Origin of the sequence: Massilia sp., assembly GCF_032106685.1 — a bacterium.
Lineage (GTDB): Bacteria > Pseudomonadota > Gammaproteobacteria > Burkholderiales > Burkholderiaceae_D > Telluria.
The window spans coordinates 254,575-276,879 of the sequence record NZ_DAMCPG010000001.1 but is presented as its reverse complement, the minus strand read 5'-3'; the positions used below and the strand labels follow the sequence as shown (position 1 = coordinate 276,879).

23 protein-coding genes are annotated in these 22,305 nt (G+C 67.6%); 9 read left to right on the top strand and 14 right to left on the bottom strand.

Features of this window, described 5'->3' with window-relative positions:
• Positions 1 to 304: 304 nt before the first annotated feature.
• From RT688_RS01240 to RT688_RS01205, 8 genes are all read right to left on the bottom strand, one after another.
• Positions 305 to 2,311, bottom strand: a complete 2,007-nt coding sequence (locus tag RT688_RS01240; protein ID WP_313703034.1) for a helicase-related protein — start codon at positions 2,309 to 2,311, stop codon at positions 305 to 307.
• A 138-nt stretch (positions 2,312 to 2,449) separates the two neighbouring features.
• Positions 2,450 to 3,448, bottom strand: coding sequence for a lipoyl synthase (lipA, locus tag RT688_RS01235; protein WP_409521860.1), 999 nt, complete (start codon positions 3,446 to 3,448; stop codon positions 2,450 to 2,452).
• Between the two features lie 21 nt (positions 3,449 to 3,469).
• Positions 3,470 to 4,201, bottom strand: coding sequence for a lipoyl(octanoyl) transferase LipB (gene lipB / locus RT688_RS01230; protein ID WP_313703032.1), 732 nt, complete (start codon positions 4,199 to 4,201; stop codon positions 3,470 to 3,472).
• A gap of 81 nt (positions 4,202 to 4,282) precedes the next feature.
• The gene (locus RT688_RS01225; protein ID WP_313703031.1) at positions 4,283 to 4,549 is read right to left on the bottom strand and encodes a DUF493 family protein; all 267 of its coding nucleotides are present in this window, start codon (positions 4,547 to 4,549) and stop codon (positions 4,283 to 4,285) included.
• 79 nt (positions 4,550 to 4,628) lie between these two features.
• Entirely contained in the window at positions 4,629 to 6,596 is a 1,968-nt protein-coding gene (locus RT688_RS01220; RefSeq protein WP_313703030.1) for a DUF6600 domain-containing protein, read from the bottom strand.
• Between the two features lie 108 nt (positions 6,597 to 6,704).
• Positions 6,705 to 7,346 (bottom strand): LysE family transporter, encoded by a 642-nt coding sequence (locus tag RT688_RS01215; RefSeq protein WP_313703029.1) that lies wholly within the window; start codon positions 7,344 to 7,346, stop codon positions 6,705 to 6,707.
• 109 nt (positions 7,347 to 7,455) lie between these two features.
• Complete coding sequence (locus RT688_RS01210; protein WP_313703028.1) at positions 7,456 to 7,740, bottom strand: HU family DNA-binding protein; 285 nt, start codon at positions 7,738 to 7,740, stop codon at positions 7,456 to 7,458.
• A 225-nt stretch (positions 7,741 to 7,965) separates the two neighbouring features.
• The gene (locus tag RT688_RS01205) at positions 7,966 to 8,211 is read right to left on the bottom strand and encodes a BrnA antitoxin family protein (protein ID WP_313703027.1); all 246 of its coding nucleotides are present in this window, start codon (positions 8,209 to 8,211) and stop codon (positions 7,966 to 7,968) included.
• A 201-nt stretch (positions 8,212 to 8,412) separates the two neighbouring features.
• On the opposite strand from RT688_RS01205, the gene RT688_RS01200 reads away from it, so the two are divergent.
• Positions 8,413 to 9,354, top strand: coding sequence for a DUF808 domain-containing protein (locus tag RT688_RS01200; protein WP_313703026.1), 942 nt, complete (start codon positions 8,413 to 8,415; stop codon positions 9,352 to 9,354).
• A gap of 224 nt (positions 9,355 to 9,578) precedes the next feature.
• Here RT688_RS01200 and RT688_RS01195 read toward each other — a convergent pair whose 3' ends face one another.
• A complete protein-coding gene (locus RT688_RS01195) occupies positions 9,579 to 10,028 on the bottom strand; it encodes a hypothetical protein (protein WP_313703025.1) in 450 nt (149 codons plus the stop codon).
• A 55-nt stretch (positions 10,029 to 10,083) separates the two neighbouring features.
• Between RT688_RS01195 and RT688_RS01190 the strand changes: the two genes are divergently transcribed.
• The 3 genes from RT688_RS01190 to RT688_RS01180 all read left to right on the top strand — a co-directional run bounded on the left by RT688_RS01190 (position 10,084) and on the right by RT688_RS01180 (position 12,922).
• Positions 10,084 to 11,370, top strand: a complete 1,287-nt coding sequence (locus RT688_RS01190; protein WP_313703024.1) for an SDR family oxidoreductase — start codon at positions 10,084 to 10,086, stop codon at positions 11,368 to 11,370.
• The gene (locus RT688_RS01185; protein WP_313703023.1) at positions 11,370 to 11,834 is read left to right on the top strand and encodes a DUF2269 domain-containing protein; all 465 of its coding nucleotides are present in this window, start codon (positions 11,370 to 11,372) and stop codon (positions 11,832 to 11,834) included. Before RT688_RS01190 ends, RT688_RS01185 begins: the two co-directional genes overlap by 1 nt.
• A gap of 68 nt (positions 11,835 to 11,902) precedes the next feature.
• Positions 11,903 to 12,922, top strand: a complete 1,020-nt coding sequence (locus tag RT688_RS01180) for an NAD(P)-dependent alcohol dehydrogenase (RefSeq protein ID WP_313703022.1) — start codon at positions 11,903 to 11,905, stop codon at positions 12,920 to 12,922.
• Between the two features lie 3 nt (positions 12,923 to 12,925).
• Here the strand turns inward: RT688_RS01180 and RT688_RS01175 are convergent, their stop codons facing one another.
• From RT688_RS01175 to RT688_RS01160, 4 genes are all read right to left on the bottom strand, one after another.
• The gene (locus RT688_RS01175; RefSeq protein WP_313703021.1) at positions 12,926 to 13,705 is read right to left on the bottom strand and encodes a glutaminyl-peptide cyclotransferase; all 780 of its coding nucleotides are present in this window, start codon (positions 13,703 to 13,705) and stop codon (positions 12,926 to 12,928) included.
• Between the two features lie 64 nt (positions 13,706 to 13,769).
• A complete protein-coding gene (locus tag RT688_RS01170) occupies positions 13,770 to 14,255 on the bottom strand; it encodes a DUF6644 family protein (RefSeq protein ID WP_313703020.1) in 486 nt (161 codons plus the stop codon).
• Positions 14,255 to 14,611, bottom strand: coding sequence for a DUF6152 family protein (locus RT688_RS01165; RefSeq protein WP_313703019.1), 357 nt, complete (start codon positions 14,609 to 14,611; stop codon positions 14,255 to 14,257). Before RT688_RS01165 ends, RT688_RS01170 begins: the two co-directional genes overlap by 1 nt.
• Before the next feature lie 107 nt (positions 14,612 to 14,718).
• Complete coding sequence (locus RT688_RS01160) at positions 14,719 to 15,312, bottom strand: histidine phosphatase family protein (protein WP_313703018.1); 594 nt, start codon at positions 15,310 to 15,312, stop codon at positions 14,719 to 14,721.
• Between the two features lie 91 nt (positions 15,313 to 15,403).
• Here RT688_RS01160 and RT688_RS01155 point away from each other — a divergent pair, with 91 nt between their 5' ends.
• A complete protein-coding gene (locus RT688_RS01155; protein WP_313703017.1) occupies positions 15,404 to 16,084 on the top strand; it encodes a DUF6624 domain-containing protein in 681 nt (226 codons plus the stop codon).
• Between the two features lie 126 nt (positions 16,085 to 16,210).
• Here the strand turns inward: RT688_RS01155 and RT688_RS01150 are convergent, their stop codons facing one another.
• On the bottom strand, positions 16,211 to 17,230 hold the full coding sequence (locus RT688_RS01150; RefSeq protein ID WP_313703016.1) for a zinc-binding alcohol dehydrogenase family protein: 1,020 nt from the start codon (positions 17,228 to 17,230) through the stop codon (positions 16,211 to 16,213).
• A 99-nt stretch (positions 17,231 to 17,329) separates the two neighbouring features.
• Between RT688_RS01150 and RT688_RS01145 the strand changes: the two genes are divergently transcribed.
• The 4 genes from RT688_RS01145 to RT688_RS01130 all read left to right on the top strand — a co-directional run bounded on the left by RT688_RS01145 (position 17,330) and on the right by RT688_RS01130 (position 22,211).
• Complete coding sequence (locus tag RT688_RS01145) at positions 17,330 to 18,217, top strand: LysR family transcriptional regulator (RefSeq protein WP_313703015.1); 888 nt, start codon at positions 17,330 to 17,332, stop codon at positions 18,215 to 18,217.
• A 151-nt stretch (positions 18,218 to 18,368) separates the two neighbouring features.
• Positions 18,369 to 18,893 carry a 2Fe-2S iron-sulfur cluster-binding protein gene (locus RT688_RS01140; RefSeq protein WP_313703014.1) on the top strand — a complete coding sequence of 175 codons (525 nt, stop codon included), beginning with the start codon at positions 18,369 to 18,371 and terminating at the stop codon, positions 18,891 to 18,893.
• Complete coding sequence (locus tag RT688_RS01135) at positions 18,890 to 19,924, top strand: xanthine dehydrogenase family protein subunit M (protein WP_313703013.1); 1,035 nt, start codon at positions 18,890 to 18,892, stop codon at positions 19,922 to 19,924. Before RT688_RS01140 ends, RT688_RS01135 begins: the two co-directional genes overlap by 4 nt.
• Positions 19,917 to 22,211, top strand: a complete 2,295-nt coding sequence (locus RT688_RS01130; protein ID WP_313703012.1) for a xanthine dehydrogenase family protein molybdopterin-binding subunit — start codon at positions 19,917 to 19,919, stop codon at positions 22,209 to 22,211. The genes RT688_RS01135 and RT688_RS01130 overlap by 8 nt, the downstream gene beginning before the upstream one ends.
• Positions 22,212 to 22,305: the final 94 nt, after the last annotated feature.

The window sequence follows — 22,305 nt, the reverse complement described above, 5'->3', positions numbered from 1 at the left end:
CTCGCGGCCATGCGCTGAACGTAGGGCGGACACTCCGTGCCCGCGCGGAACGTCGCGGCGTGTTGGCTGCGCTTAAATGTTGGGTTATGCGATGAGATGCGGCGTCACCATGCGGGCCACACGGCTTCAATCATGCCAACGTTATGCACGCTTTCGCGTGGGCACGGGATGCCCACCCTACGGTTCTTTAATGATGCCAACGCCATGCACGTGTTCGCGTGGGCACGGGGCGCCCACCCTACGATTTTCCGCTGACATCCTCAATAACGCGAACAATAGGCAAACCAGCACAGCCAAGTACCTCTTACGCGCGCCGCTTCTGCTTCCCGCCTGCCCCTGCATGCTTTCCGCCGCCCGCCTGGCGCCGGCGCGAGGCCGAATTCTGCTGCTGCAGGATCGCATCGACCCGCTCGGCCGCCTCGCGCGCCAGTTGCTGGGCTTCCTCGATGCTGGGGAAGAAGTCCGGCTGGCGGTAGCCCAGCCAGGCATAGGCCGAGTACATGCGGCAGGTGTCCTCGACTTCCTGCAAATTCATCCAGAACAGTTCCTGGGTGTGCGGCTGCAGCTTGCAGATCTTCTTCTTCGCCAGCGACAAGGACCAGTGCTCCCAGGCGCTTTGCAGCATCGGCACCCTGGTCGAGATCGGCACCAGCGAGAGCATGAATTTCTCGGCGATCGACAGCGGTAACGTGTCGAGCCATTCGGCGCGCTCGTTCTGCTCCTCGGTAATCTTCGGATAGAAAAAGCCGTCCGGCACGTCGATGTTGTGGACGAAGCGCTTGAGCAATTTGACCAGCGAGGTCTCGCCGGTGACGGCCGAGATGCGGTGCAACTGCTCGAGCGAGGGCGCGACCGCGAAGCCACTGGTCGGCACCGGCGGAATCTTCTCTTTCATCAGCGCGCGCATCACCTCGTGGGTATCGTCGTCGTAGCCGGCGACAAAGCCCTCTTCGTGCACGCCGTAGCGCCCGGCGCGGCCGGCGATCTGCTTGGCCAGCGCCGCCGAGATCTCTTCCTCTTCATAACCGTTGTACTTCACGGCGGTGGTCATGACGATGCGCGCGATCGGCATGTTCAGGCCCATGGCCAGCGCGTCGGTGCCGACCACGATGTCGGCCTGCCCCTCCCTGAAACGCTCGGCCTGGGCGCGCCGCACTTCCGGCGACAGGTTGCCGTAGACGGTGGCAACGGATAAACCCTTTTCAGTGATCATGTCGCGCCACATCAGCACCTCGCGCCGCGAAAAGGCGATGACGGCGTCGCCGCGGCGCAGGTTCGACAATTTACGCACCGGCGACGGCTCCATCGCCAGCGGCGCCATGCGTTTCAGCACGTGCACCTCGAGCGGCACTTCCAGGCGGTCGGCCAGGGCCTCGATCGCGCGCCGCGCTTCCGGCGCGCCGACCAGGTAGACGGTGTTGGCGGGCGCGCCGCAGACGGCGGCGGTCCAGGCCGCGCCGCGGTCGCGGTCGGCCAGCATCTGGATCTCGTCGATCACCGCCACCTCGACCGGCGTTTTGGTGTCGAGCATCTCGACCGTGCTGGCGACGTGGGTGCTGCCCTCGGCGATGCGGCGCTCTTCGCCCGTGACCAGGCTGACTTTGAGTTCCTCGCCGTGCGGACGTGCCGCCTGCAGGCGCTCGTAGTTTTCCAGCGCCAGCAGGCGCAGCGGAGCGAGATAGACGCCGCTGGCGGCCTTCGCCAGCGCCTCCATCGCGCGGTGGGTCTTACCCGAGTTGGTCGGGCCGAGCAGGGCGATGAACTTGCGCGGCAGGCGGCTCGCCGCCTCGAACGATTGCGGGTATTCGGCCAGATTGATGCTTTCCTTGGTGCGCGCGGCGTGGCGTTCTTCCTGCTCGCGCTCGATGGCGTGGGTAACGCGCTGGCGAATGCGGTCGAACACGTACTCGGCCGGTTCCGAGGTTTCCAGCTCGTCGAGCACGCCCAGGAACACGCGCGGATCGAAGCCGGCATCATCCGCCTCGTCGGCGATCTCGCGCACGAATTCCTCGGTGTCGACCTGCAATTCGGCGATCGCCTTGTCGCCCGTCCTCTCCTCGATCAGTTCGCGGCGCGCCTGCATGTCCATCTTGCGCCACTTGCTCGGCTTGGCCAGCACGCCGCGCGAAGGCACCAGCGCGTAGCGCACGCGCAGGCCCTCGTACTTCACTTCGCCGGAGAAGCGCAGGAAGACGCGGCCTTCCATCTTGACCAGCGCGATGCCGCGCGCGGCCAGCCCCATGTCCTGTTCGAGGAAGGCGTCGTCGCCGGTATCCATCTCGGGATTGTCGTTGTCGCGGGAATGGCTCATGTGTCGTGAATGCGATGTCTGGTTGTTATCACTATATCGCGGAAGGAAAACGGGCACGGTTCAGGACGGACATGCGCCCGCCCCAAAAAAAACGGCCTCCATCCGGAGGCCGTCTTTCCGAAGACCGATAACGGCAGTTTATGCCGCCACGCCCGCGTCGTGCGCCTGCTGGTCCGCGTGGTACGAGGAACGCACCATCGCGCCGACGGCGGCGTGCACGAAGCCCATCTCGTAGGCCGCTTCCTCGAACTTCTTGAACTGGTCCGGGTGCACGTAGCGGCGCACCGGCAGGTGCGAGTTCGACGGCGCCAGGTACTGGCCGATGGTCAGCATGTCGACGTCGTGGGCGCGCAGGTCGCGCATCACTTCCAGGATTTCCTCGTCGGTCTCGCCCAGGCCGACCATGATGCCGGACTTGGTAACGGCGTTCGGGTACTTGGCCTTGAAGTCGCGCAGCAGTTCCAGCGAGTGCTTGTAGTCGGCGCCCGGGCGCGCTTCCTTGTACAGGCGCGGCACGGTTTCCAGGTTGTGGTTCATCACGTCCGGCAAGCCGTCGGCGAAGATGTTCAGGGCCTTTTCGAGGCGGCCGCGGAAGTCCGGCACCAGCACTTCGATCTTAGTGCTCGGCGACAGCGCGCGCGTCTTCTGGATGCACTCGACGAAGTGGCCGGCGCCGCCGTCGCGCAGGTCGTCGCGGTCGACCGAGGTGATCACGACGTAGGAGAGGCGCAGGTCGGCGATGGTCTTGGCCAGGTTGCCCGGCTCGTTGACGTCGAGCGGGTCCGGACGGCCGTGGCCCACGTCGCAGAACGGGCAGCGGCGGGTGCACTTGTCGCCCATGATCATGAAGGTCGCGGTGCCCTTGCCGAAGCATTCGCCGATGTTCGGGCAGCTGGCCTCTTCGCAGACGGTGACCAGGTTGTTCGCGCGCAGGATGTCCTTGATCTCGTAGAAGCGCGACGAGGCGGTCGCGGCCTTCACGCGGATCCAGTCCGGTTTTTTGAGGCGTTCGCCGTCGGCGATCGGCACGATCTTGATCGGGATGCGCGACGTCTTGCTGGCGCCCTTCTGCTTTTCGCTGGCGTTGTAGGCGGCGTTGTTTGCGGGAGTCACACCGGTGTCGGTTTCGGTAGTCATGTCGCTCATGCCCGGAAGGGCTCAGTTGGTTTGTTCGGTTCGCGGCGAATTGTCGGCAACGTCGGCCGCTGTCGCTTCGATCGGCTGGGACAGGTGGCGCACCAGTTCGCGCGCCAGCGCCTGCTGCACGTCGGCCAGCGGCGCCTCGATGCCCATGCTGCGCATGTCGACCGTGGCCAGGCCCGAGTAACCGCAGGGATTGATCCACGAGAACGGCGCCAGGTCCATCGCCACGTTCAGCGACACCCCGTGATAGGTGCAGCCGTTGCCGCGCACCTTGAGGCCGAGCGCGGCGATCTTCGCGCCCTTGCGCGGGCCGTCGGCGATATAGATGCCGGGGGCGCCGGCGATGCGCTCGCCGCCAAGATTATACGCCGCCAGCACGTCGATGACCGCCTGTTCGATTTTCGCCACAAATTGTCGGGCGTATAACTTGCCGCCCGGCTTGTTGCGGCGCAGGTCCATCAGCAGGTAGATCACGACCTGGCCGGGACCGTGGTAAGTCACCTCGCCGCCGCGGTCGGTCTGCACCACGGGGATGGCGTGCGCCGGCACGCCCGGGCCGGCCAGCAGGTGCCCGCGGTCGGCGCCCAGGCCCAGCGTGAACACCGGCGGATGCTCGACGATCCACAATTCGTCCGGCGTATCGGGCGTGCGCGCATCGGTGAAGGCGCGCATGGCGGCGAAAGTGGGCTCGTAGTCGGCGCGGCCCAGCTCGCGGATGATCGGGCTGGCGGGACGGGTCGGGTGCATGGGGTCTGGTCGGAGTGTGGAACAGCCCCGACATTATAAGCCAGTGCCCCCGGCAGTGCCGGGGCACCGGATAGTCTTACTTTACAGAACGATCTTCACCATCGGGTGCGACGACAGGGTGCGATAGATGTCGTCGAGCTGCTCGCGGCTGGTGGCGCGCACGATGCAGGTCAGGCCCGTGTAGTTGCCCTTGCCGGAAGGACGCACTTCCATGCGGCCGTGGTGGAAGGTCGGGTCGAAGCCCATCACCACCTCGACGATGGTGGCGGCGAAGGTCTCGTGCGTCGGGCCCATCACCTTGATCGGGAAGTCGCTCGGGTATTCGATGAGGGATTCTTTCGGGTCCATATGCAATTCCAGTGCAAAAGCACATTGTAGCCAATGCGCGCCGACGGCGTATCGCCGGCGTCCGGTTCGGCGCGCCGGATCAGCGTTCCATCTGGCGCGGGATGCCGCGGCGCATGCCGCTGTCGATATGCCTCGGCTGGGAGGGCGCCGCTTCGCTCCGGTCCGGCGCGGCAACCGGCGCCGGCGCCGAAACCGGCGGCGGCGGCGGCGACACCACCGCCGACGGCGTCGGCATCGCCCGCGGCGCGCTCGGCATCGCGCGGGGCGGCGGCGGCGCCACCGCGACCGGCGCCTGCTGCGCCTGCATTGCCTGCTGCGCCTGCATTGCCTGCTGTTCCCGCTGCGCCCGCATCCCCGCGGCGGCCTCGAAGACGGCGCGGCCGCCGCCATGCCGGGCCGACGGCGGCGCCGGCTCGGTGGAGAGGGTCGGCACCGGCATCGCCGGACGCCGCGCGGGAGCGCCGATCACGCCGACCGCACCGCCGCTCTCGGCTTGCTGCTGGTAGCGCTGGCGGCGCGCATCCTCGAACGCGGCGCGCGCTTCGCGGCGGCGCTCGTCCTGTGCGCCGCCATTCAAGACCGGCGGCGCGGTCGTGATCACGCCCGGCTGTGAAATCGCCTGCTGGACCGGCTGCGTGCCGGCCGCCACCGGCGCCGGCTGGGTACCGAGCACCGCTGCCGCCTGCGGCGCCGGGCTGGCGCCGCGCCGGTCGCCGCGCAGCCAGTCGCGCCGTCCATCTCTGCCTTCGGCGCGGCGGTTCTCGCCGCCGCCGCTGTGCCAGATCACCGGCGGCGTCGGCGGCAGCGCCACCGGGGCGCGCTGCCAGTCGGCCGGCGGCGTCACGCGCGGCTCGCGCGGCACCACGACCTCGCCGCGCCGGTTGAAACGGTCCTGCGGCACCACGGTCAGGCCCTCGCGGCGGTAGTCACGCTTGCCGCCGTCGCGCTTGCCGCCGTCGCGGTCGCGCCAGCCCTGCCAGTTCAGGCGCCGCAGGCGCTCGTCCGACAAGCGGTAGCCGGGCACGTAGCGTTCGTGCGGCGCCAGCGGGTACCAGCCCTGGCCCGGCGCCGGGCGGGCATTGACATTCAGGTTCCAGCCGCTGCCGCCGACCCAGCCGACCAGCGCCGGCGACCACACCGGATGGCGGTCGTGGCGGCCCGGGGCCCAGGCCCAGCGCCGGTTCACGTGGACCCAGCGGCCGTAGTGGAAGGGCGCATAGCCCCAGGGCGCGTTGTCGACCCAGGTCCAGCCCCAGGGAGCGATCCAGGTCCAGCGGCCGTCGCGGTAGGGTACCCAATCGGCTGCGACCGACGGCATCCAGAGCGTGCCGTATTCGCTGTCGTTGCTCCAGCTGCCGTAGCGGTCGAGCTCCTCGTAGCCGGTCATTTCCGGCGGGATGTAGCGGGTGGCGAGTACGGCGTCGGCGGCGCGGTCGCGTCCCGCGGCCCAGTCGTCGAAGGCGTCGCGCACGGCCTGCGTGGTGCGCAGGTCCAGGCCCTCGATGTCGGCGCGGCGGCCGGCGCGCACGGTCAGGCGCTCGCCGCCGCCTTCGACGATGGCGACGCCGTCGAACACGTTGACGCTGCTGGTATCGGGCTCGCGCCCGGCGTCCACACGCAGGCGGCCCGGCTCCTGCAGCAGCACGCGGCCCTCGGGCGTGGTCAGCTCGAAGCCGGGCAGCACGTCGGCGTTCACGATGCGGATGCTGGCGCTGCCGTAGTGCAGGCGCAGGCGCAAGTTGTCGTCGTCGAGCTGGACCACCTCGAGCGCGGAGTCGCCGTCGAGCCGGATCGCGGTCGAGCCGACGCGCAGCTCGGTGCGCGCGCCCGGCGCGGTGGTGATGGTGTTGCTTGAGGTGAGCGGCCAGTTGACCAGGGCGCTGCTCGGGCTGTCGCCGGGACCGGCGCTGATGCTGACCTCGCCCTGGGTGAGGGCGATGCGCCCGACCCGTGCCGGCGGATCGTCCGCCAGCGCCGGCTGCGCGGCGAGCGCGGCGCCGAGCGCAAGCGCCAGGAGCGTTGCGGTCTTCAGAAAACGTGGTTTCATGATGGGGCTCCGGGCGTGGGACGGTGGGCGTCTACCCGATTACAACGCAGGAAGGGCGCCGGGGCAACGCGGGTTACAGTCGGTTGCAACTTGTGCGCGAGCGAAACATCAGCCTTGCGCGCCGCGCTTAACGAAGAACAGCATCGAACCGACGACGACCAGCACCGCGCCGAAGAAGCGGTTCTGGATGCGCACCGCGCGCGCGTCGCGGAACAGGCGCTGCATCGAGGCCGCCAGCGCGGCGTAGCCGTGCATGACCAGGCTGTCGATGGTGACCATGGTCACGCCCAGGATCAGCAGTTGCGGCAGCAGCGGCGCGTCCTTCGAAATGAACTGGGGCAGCACCGCGACCATGAAAATGATGCCCTTCGGGTTGGTGGCGTTGGTGAGGAAGCCGGTCAGCACGCGCTTCTTGACGGACGGGTGCGCGGCCAGGCCGGCGCTGCTCGCCATCGGGCCGGAGTCGGCCTTCGAGCGCCACTGCGACACGCCCAGATAGATCAGGTACAGCGCGCCGATCACCTTCACCACGGTGAAGGCGGTTTCCGAGGCCAGCAGCAGCGAGCCGACGCCGGCGCCGGCGATCGCCAGCACCAGGATCAGTCCCAGCTGCAGGCCGAGCACGGTGGCGCTGGCTTTCCGGACGCCATAGGCCAGGCCGTGGGACATCGACAGGACGGCGCCCGATCCCGGCGAAATGGCGATGACGGTGCCGGCGATGACGAAGGCGATCCAGGTGGCGAAACTCATGCTGGCAACTCGGGGAAGGAAAGGGGAAAAGCGGGAGAAAAGAGAAGGAAAACGGGAAACGGCAGGGCGCGCGGCGTCAAGCCGCGGCGCCCTGCCGTGGCATGCGATATTACTTCTTGCGCGGGTTGACGGCGGCCTTCAGGGTCGCGCCGGCCGAGAAACGCGGGGTCTTCGATGCGGCGATCTTGATGACGTCGCCGGTTGCCGGGTTGCGGCCCTTGCGGGCTGCGCGCTTGGTCACCGAGAAGGTGCCGAAGCCGGTGATGCCGACCGTGTCGCCTTTTTTCAGACGCTCGGTGATGATCTCGATGATCGTGTTGACCGCAACGTTGGCCGCGGTACCCGACATGTCGGTACGCTTGGCAAATTCAGCGATCAGTTCGCCTTTTTTCATGGTGCCTCCGGGGTTGAAAGAGCGGAAAGATTAGCACAAAAAATTGCCAGTTGTAATCTTTCGCGCGGCCGTGCGCAACGGCCGTCGTTTCCCGGGAAGGCTTAAAAGACGGGCTTCCTGCGAAATCGGCGCAATCCGGCGCGCCGCAACCGTCGGGTGGGCGGATTCTCCGCCCACGCGGCGATGGTTGGCGATGGCGCTGCCGGGTTCGACGATCCTGCCGGATCAGAGCAAGCCCGTCTCCGTCCCCGCATTCGCCAGGCGATGACGCAGCGCGGCATTGATCAGGGTCTGGTAGCCGGTGCCGCAGCGCTCGGACAGGTTGCGGAACTCGGTCAGCACTTCGTCGTCGAGGTAGATCGTGATCCGGGTCTTGCGTTTGGGCGGACGCGTGCGGCGCACCGGCGCAGTGGCTTGGTGTGCGGCTTGATGCGCTGCTGGGTTCGCGGCTTGGTTCGTGGTCGGGGTCATGGATGTCTCCTTCGCTAGGCGAGGCTGCCGTACCGCAGCACTCGATGCTGGACTATACGTATGTCGGCGTCCGGCGGGGGGCGAAAGCGACGAGCTGCAGTTTTTCGCGCCTGAACTGCAATAAATCGCGCTGAACCGTGTGCCTGGAGCTGCTGCCCTCGGTTAAGATGCTGCCATATTGACATCACAGGAGCAGGGCCCATGGCTGCAGGCAGTTTGCTGGCATTACTCGACGACATCGCAAGCGTACTCGACGACGTCACGCTGATGAGCAAGGTGGCGGCGAAGAAGACCGCCGGCGTGCTCGGCGACGACCTGGCCCTGAATGCCCAGCAGGTCACCGGGGTAAAGGCCGACCGCGAGCTGCCGGTGGTATGGGCGGTCGCCAAGGGCTCGCTGATGAACAAGGCGATCCTGGTGCCGGCGGCCCTCTTGATCTCCGCCTTCATCCCCTGGCTGATCATTCCACTGCTGATGATCGGCGGCGCCTTCCTCTGCTACGAGGGCTTCGAGAAGCTCGCCCACAAATTCCTGCACAGCGCCGAGGAGGACGCGGCCAACGAGGAACGCCTGGCGGCGGCGCTGGCCGACAGCAACGTCGACATGTGCGCGGTGGAAAAGGACAAGATCAAGGGCGCGATCCGCACCGACTTCATCCTGTCGGCCGAAATCATCGTCATTTCGCTGGGCACGGTGGCGGCGATGCCCTTCCTGCAGCAGTTCTCGGTGCTGGTGATCATCGCGCTGGTGATGACGGTCGGCGTGTACGGGCTGGTGGCGGGCATCGTCAAGCTCGACGACGCCGGCCTCTACCTGAGCAGGAAGACGAGCGGCTTCGCGCGCGGCCTGGGCCGCCTGCTGCTGGCCGCCGCCCCGCGCCTGATGAAATTCCTGTCGATCGTCGGCACGGCGGCCATGTTCATGGTCGGCGGCGGCATCATCGGCCACAACTGGGAGCCGCTGCACCACTTCGCCGTGGGCGCCGCCGAAAAAATGGGCACGGTGCCGGGCGTCGGCGGCGTGCTGGAGGCGATCACGCCGGTCGTGATCGACGCGCTGGCCGGCGTCATCGTGGGCGGCCTGGTGCTGCTGGTGGTGACGGTCGTGAACAAGCTGCGCGGCAAGAAGGCGGCGGCGCATTGAGATGGAGCGCGGCCGGTACCAATTGGGTATCGGCTGCGCTGACGCCGTACCGCGTGGGTTCAAGAACCCACCCTACGGGCCCGTGTTGTCGTAGGGTGGGTTCTTGAACCCACCCTGTATAACGCTTCCTGAACGCACAGCGGTTCTTCGCCTGCGCTTTGCCGCGCCTCCATCGCGCGTCGCGTACAGCGCCTCTTCAAGCCTGGACTGCCTGCTGCTTGCCCCTACCGGTTGCGGCGCAGGGCGATCGCGCCCAGCGCGAGGCCGACGGCGAAGGCGGCGTAGACGCCGGCCAGCGATTTTTTCGACAGGCGCTTCTCGTAGCCCGGCTGCAGGCGCTTCGGCGTGAGCTTGTAGTCGGCGAAGCAGGCGAACGCCGAGGTGGCGGCGGACGCGGCGAGCGTCACGCGCAAATCCTTGCGGTCGAGTTTTTCGCCGGCCAGGCGCTCGAACAGCACCGACCAGAAGGTGGCGCTGAGGTGGTGGATGGCGTAGCCGGTGATCGTATACTTCAGCGAAAAGCCGTCGTGCTCGGCGGCCTCGTCGCCCCAGATCCAGTGGCTGACGGCATTGGTCGGGGCATAGGCGCTGCCCGCCTCGCCGCGCCCGAGCAGGGCCAGGGCCGCGGTCGAAACCACGCTGGAAGCGGCGCCCGAGACCAGGCCGCGTTGCATCGATGTCGTCCAATCTGTCATTGTGTCGTCCTCATTCATCGGTAAAGGAGTGTGCATGCGGATCTTGCTGACGGGAGCCAGCGGCTTCATCGGACAACACCTGCTGCAGGCCTTGCTCGCGGAAGGCCACCACGTCGTGTGCGCGGTGCGCTCGCCGAAAACCAGCCCTGACCCGCGCCTGAGCTACATGCATGCTGACTTCGCAAAAGATACCGATAAATCCGTCTGGCTGGCGCGCCTTAGCGGCATCGACGCGGTGGTGAACACGGTCGGCATTTTCCGCGAATCGGGCAGCCAGACCTTCGAGCGCCTGCACCTGGAAACCCCGCGCGCGCTGTTCGCCGCCTGCGCCGAATCGCAGGACGTGCAGATGGTGGTCCAACTGTCGGCGCTGGGCGCCGACGGCGCCGCCGAGACCCGCTACCACCTGACCAAGAAGGCGGCCGACGACTTCCTCGCCTCGCTCCCGTTGCGCGCATACATCGTCCAGCCTTCGCTGGTGTACGGCCGGGGAGGCGCCAGCGCGCGCATGTTCAAGGCGCTGGCCAGCCTGCCGTTCGCGTTGCGCTTCGGAAACGCGCCGCAACTGGTGCAGCCGGTGCACATCGACGACGTGGTCGGCGCCATCGTCGCTCTGCTGCGCCACCGCCTGCCGCCCGCGCCCGGCGTCACCGCGCAGCGCGTGCCGCTGGTCGGGCCGCAGGCGCTGTCGTTCACCGATTACCTGGCGGCGCTGCGCGCGGCGATGGGGATGGGAAGGCTGCGCGTGCTGCCGCTGCCCGGCTTTGTCGCGCGCGCCATGGCCAAGCTGGGGCGCTGGCTGCCCGGCGCCATCCTCGACGAGGATGCGCTGCGCATGCTCGACCGCGGCAACACCGCCGACCCGGCCATCACCGCCCACCTGCTGGGCCGGCCGCCGACGCCGATCGCGCAGTTCGTGACCGACCCGCAGGCCGAGCGCACCGCGGCCAAGCTGGGCTGGCTGCTGCCCGTGCTGCGCTGGAGCATCGTCGCGGTCTGGATCGTCACCGCCATCGTCTCCTTCGGGCTGTATCCGGTCGAGGCGAGCTACGATCTGCTTGCCCGCACCGGCATTCCCCCCTCCCTGCAGCCGCTGATGCTGTACGGCGCGGCCAGTTTCGACCTGCTGCTCGGGCTCGGTATCGCGTTTCTGCCGCGGCGGCGCTGGCTATGGCTCGCACAATTGGCCCTGATCAGTTTTTACACGGTCGTGATAGCGTGGAAGCTGCCGGAATTCCTGCTGCATCCCTACGGGCCACTGACCAAGAACCTGCCGATGCTGGCCGCCATCTGGCTGCTGTATGAACTCGAGGAGAAATAATGGAGTACGTCGTCGTGAAATGGCTGCATATCCTGTCGTCGACCTTCCTGTTCGGCACCGGCATCGGCTCGGCTTGGTACATGCTGTTCGCCAACATCAGCCGCGACGTGCGCGCCATTGCCGTGGTCGCGCGCAACGTGGTGATCGCCGACTGGATTTTTACCGCCACCACGGCCGTCATCCAGCCGCTCACCGGCTTCTACATGATCCACCTGGCCGGTTATCCCCTGCACAGCAAGTGGATCATGTGGTCGATCGCCCTGTACATCCTGGCCGGCGCCTGCTGGTTGCCGGTAGTCTGGATCCAGATGCGCCTGCGCGACCTGTCCGCCGAAGCGGTACGCAACAATACCGAACTGCCGCCGCTCTACTGGCGCTATTTCAAGACCTGGGTGGCGCTGGGCGTGCCGGCGTTTATCGCCTTTGTCGTCATCTTCTGGCTGATGGTGGCCAAGCCGATGTAAGCGTACGAAGTGCACTGGCGGACCGCAGTAGAATGGCCCGCCTTGATTATCAACTCATGGAGGAAGCAATGCGGGCTTACCAGATACTTCCCGGCAGTAATATCGACGGACTGCAGTGCGTGGATTATCCCGAGCGCGAGCTGGCGCCCGGCGAAGTGCGGGTGCGGGTGCATGCGGTGTCGCTGAACTACCGCGACCTCATGGTTGCCAGCGGTAATTATCTGGTGAACGTGGACGATCCCATCATCCCCTGCTCGGACGGCGCCGGCGAAGTCCTGGCGGTCGGCAGCGGCGTCACGAACCTGCAGGTGGGCGACCGCGTGGCCGCCTCCTTCTTTCCCTACTGGCAGGACGGCCGCACCGCGCCGGAAAAGGTGCGCCATGCCCTGGGCGGCGACATCGACGGCATGCTGGCCGAGGAAGTCATCCTGCACGAGGAAGCGCTGGTCAAGATTCCGCCGCAGATGAGCTTTGTCGAAGCCTCGACCATGCCCTGCGCCGGCGTCACCGCCTGGAACGCGATTTTTGAATCGAGCAACGACATCAAGCCGGGCGACACCGTGCTGCTGCTGGGCACCGGCGGCGTGTCGGTGCTGGGCCTGCAGCTGGCGAAGGCGGCCGGCCTGCGCACCATCATCACGTCCTCGAGCGACGAAAAGCTGCAGCGGGCGCGCGAGCTGGGCGCCCACCACACGATCAACTACCGCCGCACGCCCGAGTGGCAGGAAGAAGTGCTGCGCGTGACCCACGGTCGAGGAGCCGACGTGGTGCTGGAAGTGGGCGGACAAGGCACCGTCAACCGCTCGGTGGCCTCGGCGGCGATGGGCGGCAGCGTCGCCATCATCGGCGGCGTCAGCGGCTTCGGCGGCGAAGTCAATCCGGCGACCCTGCTCGCCAGCGCCAAGCGCATGGTCGGCATTTTCGTCGGCAGCCGCAAGATGCTGGAAGACGTGATGCGCTTCGCCGCCGTCACCGAACTGAAACCCGTGATCGACCGCGTGTTCACCTTCGACCAGGCAAAAGAGGCCTACCGCTACATGGAATCGGGCTCGCACTTCGGCAAGGTCGTGATCGCGGTGACCGCTTGAACCCTATCTGCCCTCGAAGCGCACCAGCTCGATTTCAAACAGCTTGGGCCACAGCTTGCCGGTGACGTAGAGCCGGCGGTGCTTGCCGTCCCAGGCGATGCCGTTCAGGACGGCATCGACCGAGCTGGTGCCGCGTTTTTCGCGCGGCAACAGGTTCGTCAAATCGACCCAGCCGACCACGCGGCCGGATGCGGGATCGATGCGCGCGATGACGTCGGTGCCCCAGACGTTCGCAAACAGTTCCCCATCCACGACCTCCAGCTCGTTGAGCGCGTCGATCGGCTTGCCTTCGGCCGTGACCGTCACGCGCCGCACTTCCTTCAGGGTAGCCGGGTCGAGCACGCGGATCTGCGCGCTGCCGTCGCTCATGTAGATGGCGCGCGCATCGCTCGCCAGACCCCAGCCCTCGCCCTCGTACTGGAAACGGCCCTTCAGGCTGAAGGTCTTGGCGTCGAACACGTAGCCGGTCTTCGATTGCCAGGTCAGGCCGAGGATCCGGTCGCCGAAGGCGGTCGATCCCTCGCCAAAGACGTCCGGCGGCAGGTCCGTCTTCTGCAGCACCTTGCCGGTTTTGAGGTCCACCTTGCGCAGCGTCGAGCGGCCGGTCAGGCCGGTGGTCTCGTACAGGTGGCCGTCGCGGAAGAACAGGCCCTGGGTAAAGGCTTGCGGATCGTGCGGGTAGGTGTTCTTGACAACGAAACCGTAGACGGGAATCGCGGCCTGCGCGGCGTGGCTGGCGCAGGCCGTCAGGACGAGCGCGGCAATGGCGGATGTTTTCAGCATGGGAGGGCTGGATGAGGCTGATCGAAGCGGTCACTGTAGCAGAAAAGGAGAAGCGGACAGGCGGCTACACATAGGCCAGCAGGCGCCCGCAGCTGATCACGCCGATCCAGAGCAGGATCGACAGCAGGGCGTGCAGGCGCGCCGCGGGCGGCGCCGGCAGCGCGCGCTCCCAGGCGCCGACGCCGCGGTACGGGAACATGTGAAAAGCGAGCGCATTCAGGCCGGCGGCGGCGATCAGGACCAGTTTTAGCTGGAACACGGGATTGCGCGCCAGCTCCTCGGGATGGGCGGAAAACAGCAGCAGCCCGGCCGGCACGACCAGCAACAGGCTGGCCAGCGCCCAGCGCAGCAGGTGACTCGCCAGCGCCGTGATCGACAGGCCGCGCGCACAACCAAGCACGCGCAGGTCGAACAGCAGCACGCTGCCGACCAGCACGGCAAAGCCGAGGATGTGGACGATCTCGACGACCGGATAGAGCCAGGCATTGCCGCGCATGACCCGGGACAGCGCGGTGGCGCCCAGCCACTGCGCCGCGTCCCATCCTGACATCAGCGCAGCTCCGTCGTCTTGCCCTCGATGGTGATGCGCTCGGCGCGCAGCTCGTCGCCCTTGCTGCGGTGCGGATAGCCGTGGACGCTGGCCTTCTGGCCCGGCACCAGCTTATCGGGCGGCAAGCCGCGGCTTTCCATGCGCGAGGGCGGCGCCAGCACGACAAGCCAGGTTTTGTTATCGGCCGTTTTCAGGCGCACGAAGCCGTGCGGCTGCTCGTAGCCGGCCTGTTCGATGGTGCCGGACAGGTCGAGCGGCTTGTCGGCCTGGTATTCGCTCCAGCCGTGGTGGGCAAAGGCGCTGCCGGCGGCCAGCGCAGCGAGCAGGATCAGGCGTTTCATGAGGTGTTGTTTCATGACGGACTCCCGGGACGCGACAGGGACCGATTGTACGTCGGCCTTTTTCCCCGGCGTGCGAAGCGCGTCTATCGTGCGGAAGACGCCGTCCACCCGACAAGGGCACGTCATTTGCCGGCAGGCGGCCGCGCGTGGAGATTCAGGCGGCCGATCACTTCCAGGCGATCGGCGTGCGGCACCGCCAGCAGCATCTCTCCTTGCGCCAGGGTTTCCCCGGTCAGGGCGCGGATGTTGACGTCGTGCGTGACCATCACCAGCGGACCGGTCTCGCGGCGCGCGGCCAGCTGCGCGCGTAGCGTGCGCAGCTTGGCGCCGGCGGCGTCATCGTCGTCCCTGAAGATCGAATCGAGCGCGGGTTCCGGCGTGGCCTGGTCGAAGGCCAGGCGCGCGGTGTCCAGGCAGCGGCACCAGCGGCTCGACCAGACCGCGTCCGGATCGATGCCGCGCTCGCGAAACGCGGCGCCGATGGCGAGCGCATCGCGCCGCCCGGCCTCGGACAGCTTGCGCTGGGTGGCGCAGTTGCCGAGCGCAAAACCGGGCGGGTCGCCGATGCCCGGCGTGGTGGCCGCATGGCGCATCAGCACCACCACGTCCCCGGCGCGCAGCCGCTGCCACAGGACGTCCTCGTCCGCGTTCGCCGCATGGGCCGCGTGGACGGTGGAGAGGAAGAACAACAGGCAGAAAACGCTACGTCGGCGCATGGCGGGCCTCCGGTCGGGGAGCGGCCCATTATGGCGTCAGGCGCCCAGGACGGGCGCACGGGGCGTGTTACTCTTTGGAAATTATGTTTTTGTGAACATTCTCATGCGTTTGAAGACGATGTGCGTAGCAGCGCCTGGCCTGGGCCTGTGTGCGATGTTGCTGTGTGGCGCGGCGCAGGCGGGCGCCGGCTCCGCGTCCTGCGCGGCGTACGCCCAGGATCTGGCGGTCATGGCGGGCGCCGACGCAGCCCTGCGCGGGCGCCAGGATTTGCTGGCTTCGCCCGAGGACCCTGGGCAAGCACGGCGCCGCAGCCAGCTGGCCCTGGTCGAGCGCAGCAATGGCGTCCGCCTCAAGGCGCTGCTGGCGAGCTGCGGCTGGCCGCTGCGCGGCGTCCATGGCGAACAGGCGGGCAAGGATGCCTGGCGGCTGGTCCGCCAGGCCGGAGACGATCTGGCCTTGCAGAAGACGGCGGCGCCGCACCTCGAACAGGCAGTGCTGCGCGGCGAAGCGCCGGGCCGCGACTGGGCGCAGCTGGACGACCGCATCGCCGTCGCCGAAGGGCGGCCGCAGCGCTACAGCACCCGGATGCGCCAGCGTGATGCCTGCCACTGGGTGTTTTACCCGATGGACGACCGGGCCAGGGTGGCCGAGCGCCGCGCGCAGGTCGGACTGCCGACGCTGGAACAGCAGGAAAGCATGGCGAACGGCATGGTCATTCACGAAAACTGCCCGCCGCCGAACAATCCGCCCGCCCCCGTCCATATAGAATAATACGGTTTATATTGTTTATTCCGAATAAACGATATAAACAGTATGCAACGCCAACTCGGCGGTTTTTCCGACCTTTCCCGAACTCATCAAAAAATCCCGGGAGACGCCGAAAAACCGCTTATGAAATCACGCTCCGAAACCTTCGAGCACGACCTTGCCGTTGGCGGCGCCACTCTCGATAAAGGCGTGCGCGCGGCGCAGGTTGGCAGCATTGATCGGGCCGAAATTCTGGGCCAGCGTGGTGCGGATGCGCCCGGCGTCGACCAGTTCCGACACCGCGTTGAGCAGGTCGTGCTGGGCCTGGATGTCGGGCGTGTCGAACAGCGATCGGGTGAACATCAGCTCCCAGTGCAGCGAGATGCTCTTGCGCTTGAGCAGGCGCACGTCGATCGGTTCCGGATCGTCGATCAGCGCCAGCTTGCCTTGCGGCTTGAGCGCGTTGACCAGGGCGGTGAAGTGCTGGTCGGTGTGGGTCAGGCTGATTGCGTAGTCGACTTCGCCCAGGCCGGCGTCGAGCAGCGCCTTGTCGAGCGGCTGGCGGTGGTCGACGACGTGCTGGGCGCCGAGGTCGCGCACCCAGGCCTGGGTCTGCTCGCGCGACGCGGTGGCGATCACGGTGATGCCGGTCAGCTGGCGCGCCAATTGAATCAGGATCGAGCCGACGCCGCCCGCGGCCCCCACCACCAGCAAGGTTTCGCCGGCGTGGCCGCCTTGCTTGAGCCCCAGGCGGTCGAACAGCAGCTCCCACGCGGTGATGGCGGTCAGCGGCAAGGCGGCGGCTTCGGCAAAGCCGAGCGAGGCCGGCATGCGGCCGGCGATGCGCTCGTCCACCAGGTGCAGCTCGCTGTTGCTGCCCGCGCGGTTGATGGCGCCGGCGTACCAGACGCGGTCGCCGGGCCGGAACAGGGTCACGCTCGGTCCGACGGCGCGCACGATGCCGCTCGCATCCCAGCCGAGCACGCGCGGCTCGGCCTGGCCCTCGGCCGGCAGGCCGCGGCGCACCTTGGTATCGACCGGATTGACGGATACGGCGTGGACTTCGACCAGCAGGTCGTGGCCGCTGGCGACCGGATCGGCCAGCACCAGGTCTTGCAGGGCGCTCGGATGGTCGGCGGGCAGGGCGGCGAATGCGGCAATGGCTTTCATGGTGTTTCCTGATGTGGGTTTGAATAGACAAAGTGTAGCGCCTGGGGATTGTGTTGATTAGTCGCTATAATCCGAAAAGACTATCCACAAAGGCGGACAATGAAGCTCGACGCCATGGCGCTGTTCGTGCAGGTCGCCGCCAGCGGCAGTTTCACCGCCGCGGCGCTGGCGAGCGGGCTGCCGAAATCCACGGTCAGCCAGCGCGTGGCCGAACTCGAAGCGGCGCTGGGCGTGCGCCTGCTGCACCGGACCACGCGCCGCCTGAGCCTGACCGCCGCCGGCCAGGTGTATCTCGCGCACTGCCAGACCATGCTCGACGCCGCCCATGCGGCCGACGCCGCGATCTCCCGCCTGCGCGACGAGCCGGCCGGCAACCTGCGCCTGACCGCGCCCGAAGCCTCGGGCATCCTGTTACTGCCGCCGCTGCTGGCGGCCTTTCATGCGCGCTATCCCGCCGTGACGGTCGACTGCGTGATCACCGATGTCCACCTCGACCTGGTGGCCGAGCGCATCGACCTGGCGCTGCGCACCGGCCAGCTCGGCGACTCGTCCTTCGTGTCACGCCGGGTGGGCGCGGTGCGGCGCGTGCTGGTGGCCTCGCCACGCTACCTGGAGCGGCACGGCGCACCGCGCCAGCCGGCGGACCTCGCGCGCCACCAGTTGCTGCTGCACGACGTGCTGCCGCAATGGCCGCTGCGCAGCGAAGGGAAGGTGATCCAGGTGTCGGCTGCCGGCGCGACGCTGCGCGCCAACAACCTGAATACCCTGCGCGGCCTGGCCGTGGCCGGCGCCGGCATTGCCTTGCTGCCCTGGTTCCTGGTGCGCGACGCGCTCGAGAACGGCGGCGTCGTGCTGGTGCTGCCCGAGCATCCCCCCACCGACAACAGCTATTACGCCGTCTATCCGGGCCGCAGCCACCGTCCCGCCGCGTTGAGCGCCTTGCTCGATTTTATCGATCAGTTCGGCTTGGCAAGCTACCTCTCCTGAGCGCATCTGTGCGAACGGTGCTTCTGACAAACTGTGCGCCGGTTACATAAAAGTTAATACTAAGATGGGCCACAACGGTATGCCCCGCGCATCCCGAGAAGCCGGCTGCGCGCGCAGCCGGCATCCCCCCATCATCCCGAAAGGACTCATCATGCCCGCTCCCGAGCGCTACCCGCTCAGCCTGCGCATCAACGGCCGCGACCACCAGATGGAACTCGAAGCCTGGGTCACGCTGCTGGACCTGCTGCGCGAGCGCCTGCACCTCACCGGCTCGAAGAAAGGCTGCGACCACGGCCAGTGCGGCGCCTGCACCGTGCTGGTCGACGGCCGCCGCATCAATTCCTGCATGACGCTGGCCGTGATGCAGAACGGCCGCGAGATCACCACCATCGAAGGCCTGGCCGAAGGAGAGAAGCTGCACCCGGTGCAGCAGGCCTTCGTCGACAACGACGCCTTCCAGTGCGGCTACTGCACGCCGGGCCAGATCTGCTCGGCCGTCGGCCTGATCAAGGAAGGCAATGCCAGGACCGCCGCCGAAGTGCGCGAACTCATGAGCGGCAACGTCTGCCGCTGCGGCGCCTATCCGCAGATCCGCAAGGCGGTCTGCGCGGCCGCCGGCATCGAGGATGGGGACAACGCGGTGCACGCAGTGGTGCCGGGGACGGTGCCGGCATGAACCCCTTTTCCTTTTCCCAGCCCGAGGACGCCCAGGACGCCATCGCCCAGGTGGCGGACAACCCCAGCTTTGCCGGTGACGCCGTGCGCTTCATCGCCGGCGGCACCAACCTGCTCGACCTGATGAAGGAAGGCGTGATGGCATCGCGCCGCCTGGTCGACATCAACCGCCTGCCGCTCGACAAGATCGAGGAAGACCAGGATGGCGGCCTGCGGCTGGGCGCCACCGCGCGCAACGCCGACACCGCTTACCACCCGCTGGTGCGCGAGCGCTATCCGCTGCTCAGCGCCGCCATTCTCGCCGGCGCGTCTCCCCAGCTGCGCAACATGGCCAGCAACGGCGGCAACCTGCTGCAGCGCACCCGCTGCTACTATTTTTACGACCTCGCCACGCCCTGCAACAAGCGCGAGCCGAACACCGGCTGCGCCGCGATCGGCGGCATCACGCGCCAGCATGCGATCCTCGGCGCCAGCGAGCAGTGCATCGCGACCCACCCGTCCGACATGTGCGTGGCGCTGGCCGCGCTGGAAGCGACGGTGCACGTCGAGTCGGCACGCGGCAAGCGCGCGATTCCCTTCGCCGAGTTCCACCGCCTGCCGGGCGAGGCGCCGCAGTACGACAATGTACTCGAGGCCGACGAGCTGATCACCCACATCGCGCTCCCGGACGCGCGCCGCTACGCCCGCCATTCGGCCTACCTGAAGATCCGCGAGCGCCTGTCGTACGCCTTCGCGCTGGTCTCGGTCGCAGCCGCGCTCGACATCGGTTCGGACGGCGTCATCAGGAGCGCGCGCATCGCCCTCGGCGGCGTCGCCCATAAACCCTGGCGCCGGCCGGAAGCCGAGGCGCTGCTCGAAGGCGCCAGGCCCGATGCCGAGCGCTTCCGGCAGGTGGCCGACGCGCTGCTCGACGGCGCGCGCGGCCAGGGCCACAACGACTTCAAGATCCGCCTGGCGCGCAACACCATCGTGCGCGCGCTGGAAACGGCGGTGCAGGGCACCGTCACCAATACCGGAGAACGCCATGACTGACCTGATCCAGGATTTGCGCGCGCCCGTCGCGGAACCGGGCACCGGCCAGGTGCGCACCGGCAGCGCCGTCTCGCGCATCGACGGCCGCGCGAAAGTGACGGGCGAAGCCCGCTACGCCGCCGAACACTTCGCGCCCGACCTGCTGTATGGCGTGGTGGTGAGCAGTACGGTCGCCAAGGGCCGCATCGTGACCATCGACGACGCCGAAGCGATGGCGCTGGAGGGCGTGGTCGAGGTGATGAGCCACCTGAACCGCCCGAAGATGCGTTCCTTCGACATCCACTACAAGGACATGACGGCGCCGCCCGGCTCGCCCTTCCGTCCCTTCTACGACGACAACGTCATCTACAGCGGGCAGCCGGTGGCGCTGGTGCTGGCCGACAGCTTCGAGGCGGCGCGCCGCGGCGCCGCCCTGGTGCGCGTGTATTACCACGAGGCCGACGAGGGCCACGACACGCGCATGACCGCGAACCTCGATCGCGCCTACAAGCCGACCGGGCTGCGCGCCGGTTTCGAGCCGCCGCCGCCGGAAAAGGGCGACGCCGAGAAGGCCTGGAAGGCGGCTCCGGTGAGGGTCGAAGCCGAGTTCCACCATGGCGTCGAGCACCACAATCCGCTCGAACTGTTCGCCTCGACCGTGATCCGCGGCGAGGACGGTCACTTGACCATCTACGACAAGACGCAAAGCTCACAGAACAGCCGCTGGTACGTCTCGCACGTGTTCGGCCTGCCGAAGCACAAGGTCACGGTGCGCAACCCGTATGTTGGCGGCGCCTTCGGTTCCGGCCTGCGCCCGCAATACCAGCTCACATTGGCCGTGATGGCGTCACTCAAGCTGAAGCGATCGGTGCGCGTGGTGCTGACGCGCCAGCAGATGTTCAGCTTCGGCCACCGCCCGGAAACCGTGCAGTACGTGAAGCTGGCGGCCGAGAAGGACGGCACCCTGACCTCGATCATGCACGAGGCGATCGGCGAGACCTCGAAGATCGAGGACTACGTCGAGGTCGTGGTGAACTGGTCGGGCCTCCTGTACGCCTGCGACAACATCAAGCTCGGCTACAAGCTGGTGAGCGTCGACCACTACACGCCGATGGACATGCGCGCGCCGGGCGCGGCCCACGGCATGGTCGCGCTCGAAATCGCGATGGACGAGCTGGCGTATGAACTGCGCATGGACCCGCTCGCGCTGCGCCTGAAGAACTATGCCGAGCGCTCCCCGGCCGACGACAAACCGTATTCGAGCAAGGAACTGCGCGCCTGCTACGCGCAGGGCGCCGAGCGCTTCGGCTGGGACAAGCGTCCGCTCGAACCGCGCTCGATGCGCGAGGGCTCGGAGCTGGTCGGCTGGGGCATGGCCACCGGGGTATGGGACGCGATGCAGATGTTCGCGCGCGCCAGCGCCGTGATGCACGCCGACGGCAGGCTGGTGGTGTCGAGCGCGGCCAGCGACATCGGCACCGGCACCTATACCGTGATGGCGATGATCGCGGCCGAAGCCATGGGCCTGCCGCTCGAGCGCGTGACTTTCCAGCTGGGCGACTCGACCCTGCCGGCGGCGCCGGTCGAAGGCGGCTCCTCGCACGTGGCGACCGTCGGCTCGGCGGTGGCCGGCGCCTGCGACAAGTTGCGCCTGACCCTGCTGCGCTACGCCCAATCGGCCGCCGATTCTCCGTTCCGCGACAAGCGTTTGAAAGACGTGGAATTCGTCGACGGCGCGCTGCGCCTGAAGCGCGACCCGTCGACCTGGGTGTCGCTCGCCACCATCGTCGAGCGCAGCGGGCACGACAGGCTTGAGGAACAGTACCTGATGCTGCCGCAGATGCTCAAGCAGCGCAAATACCGGCGCATGGTGCACTCGGCGGTGTTCGTCGAGGTGCGGGTGGACGAGGAGCTCGGCGTGGTGCGCGTCACGCGCGCGGTCAGCGCGATCGCCGCCGGACGCATCATGAACACCAAGACAGCAAGCAGCCAGATCGTCGGCGGCGTGGTCTGGGGCATCAGCCAGGCGCTGCACGAGGAAAGCCATACCGACCACCGGTATGGCCGCTTCATGAACCACAACCTGTCCGAGTACCACGTGGCCGTGAACGCCGACATCCACGACATCGACGTCATCTTCGTGGAAGAGGACGACCGCATCGTCAGCCGCCTGGGCGCCAAGGGCGTGGGCGAGATCGGCATCGTCGGCGTGCCGGCGGCGATCAGCAACGCGATCTTCCACGCCACCGGCAAGCGCATCCGCAGCATGCCGATCACGCCGGACAAGGTGCTGGCCGGCGGGCCGTAAGGTTCGTGCAGGCGCACCGGACTGTCCGGTGCGCCATGCGGCCTGTTCGACACGTGCGCGCGGCGCGGTCCATGCGGCGCATACTGCTGTTCAC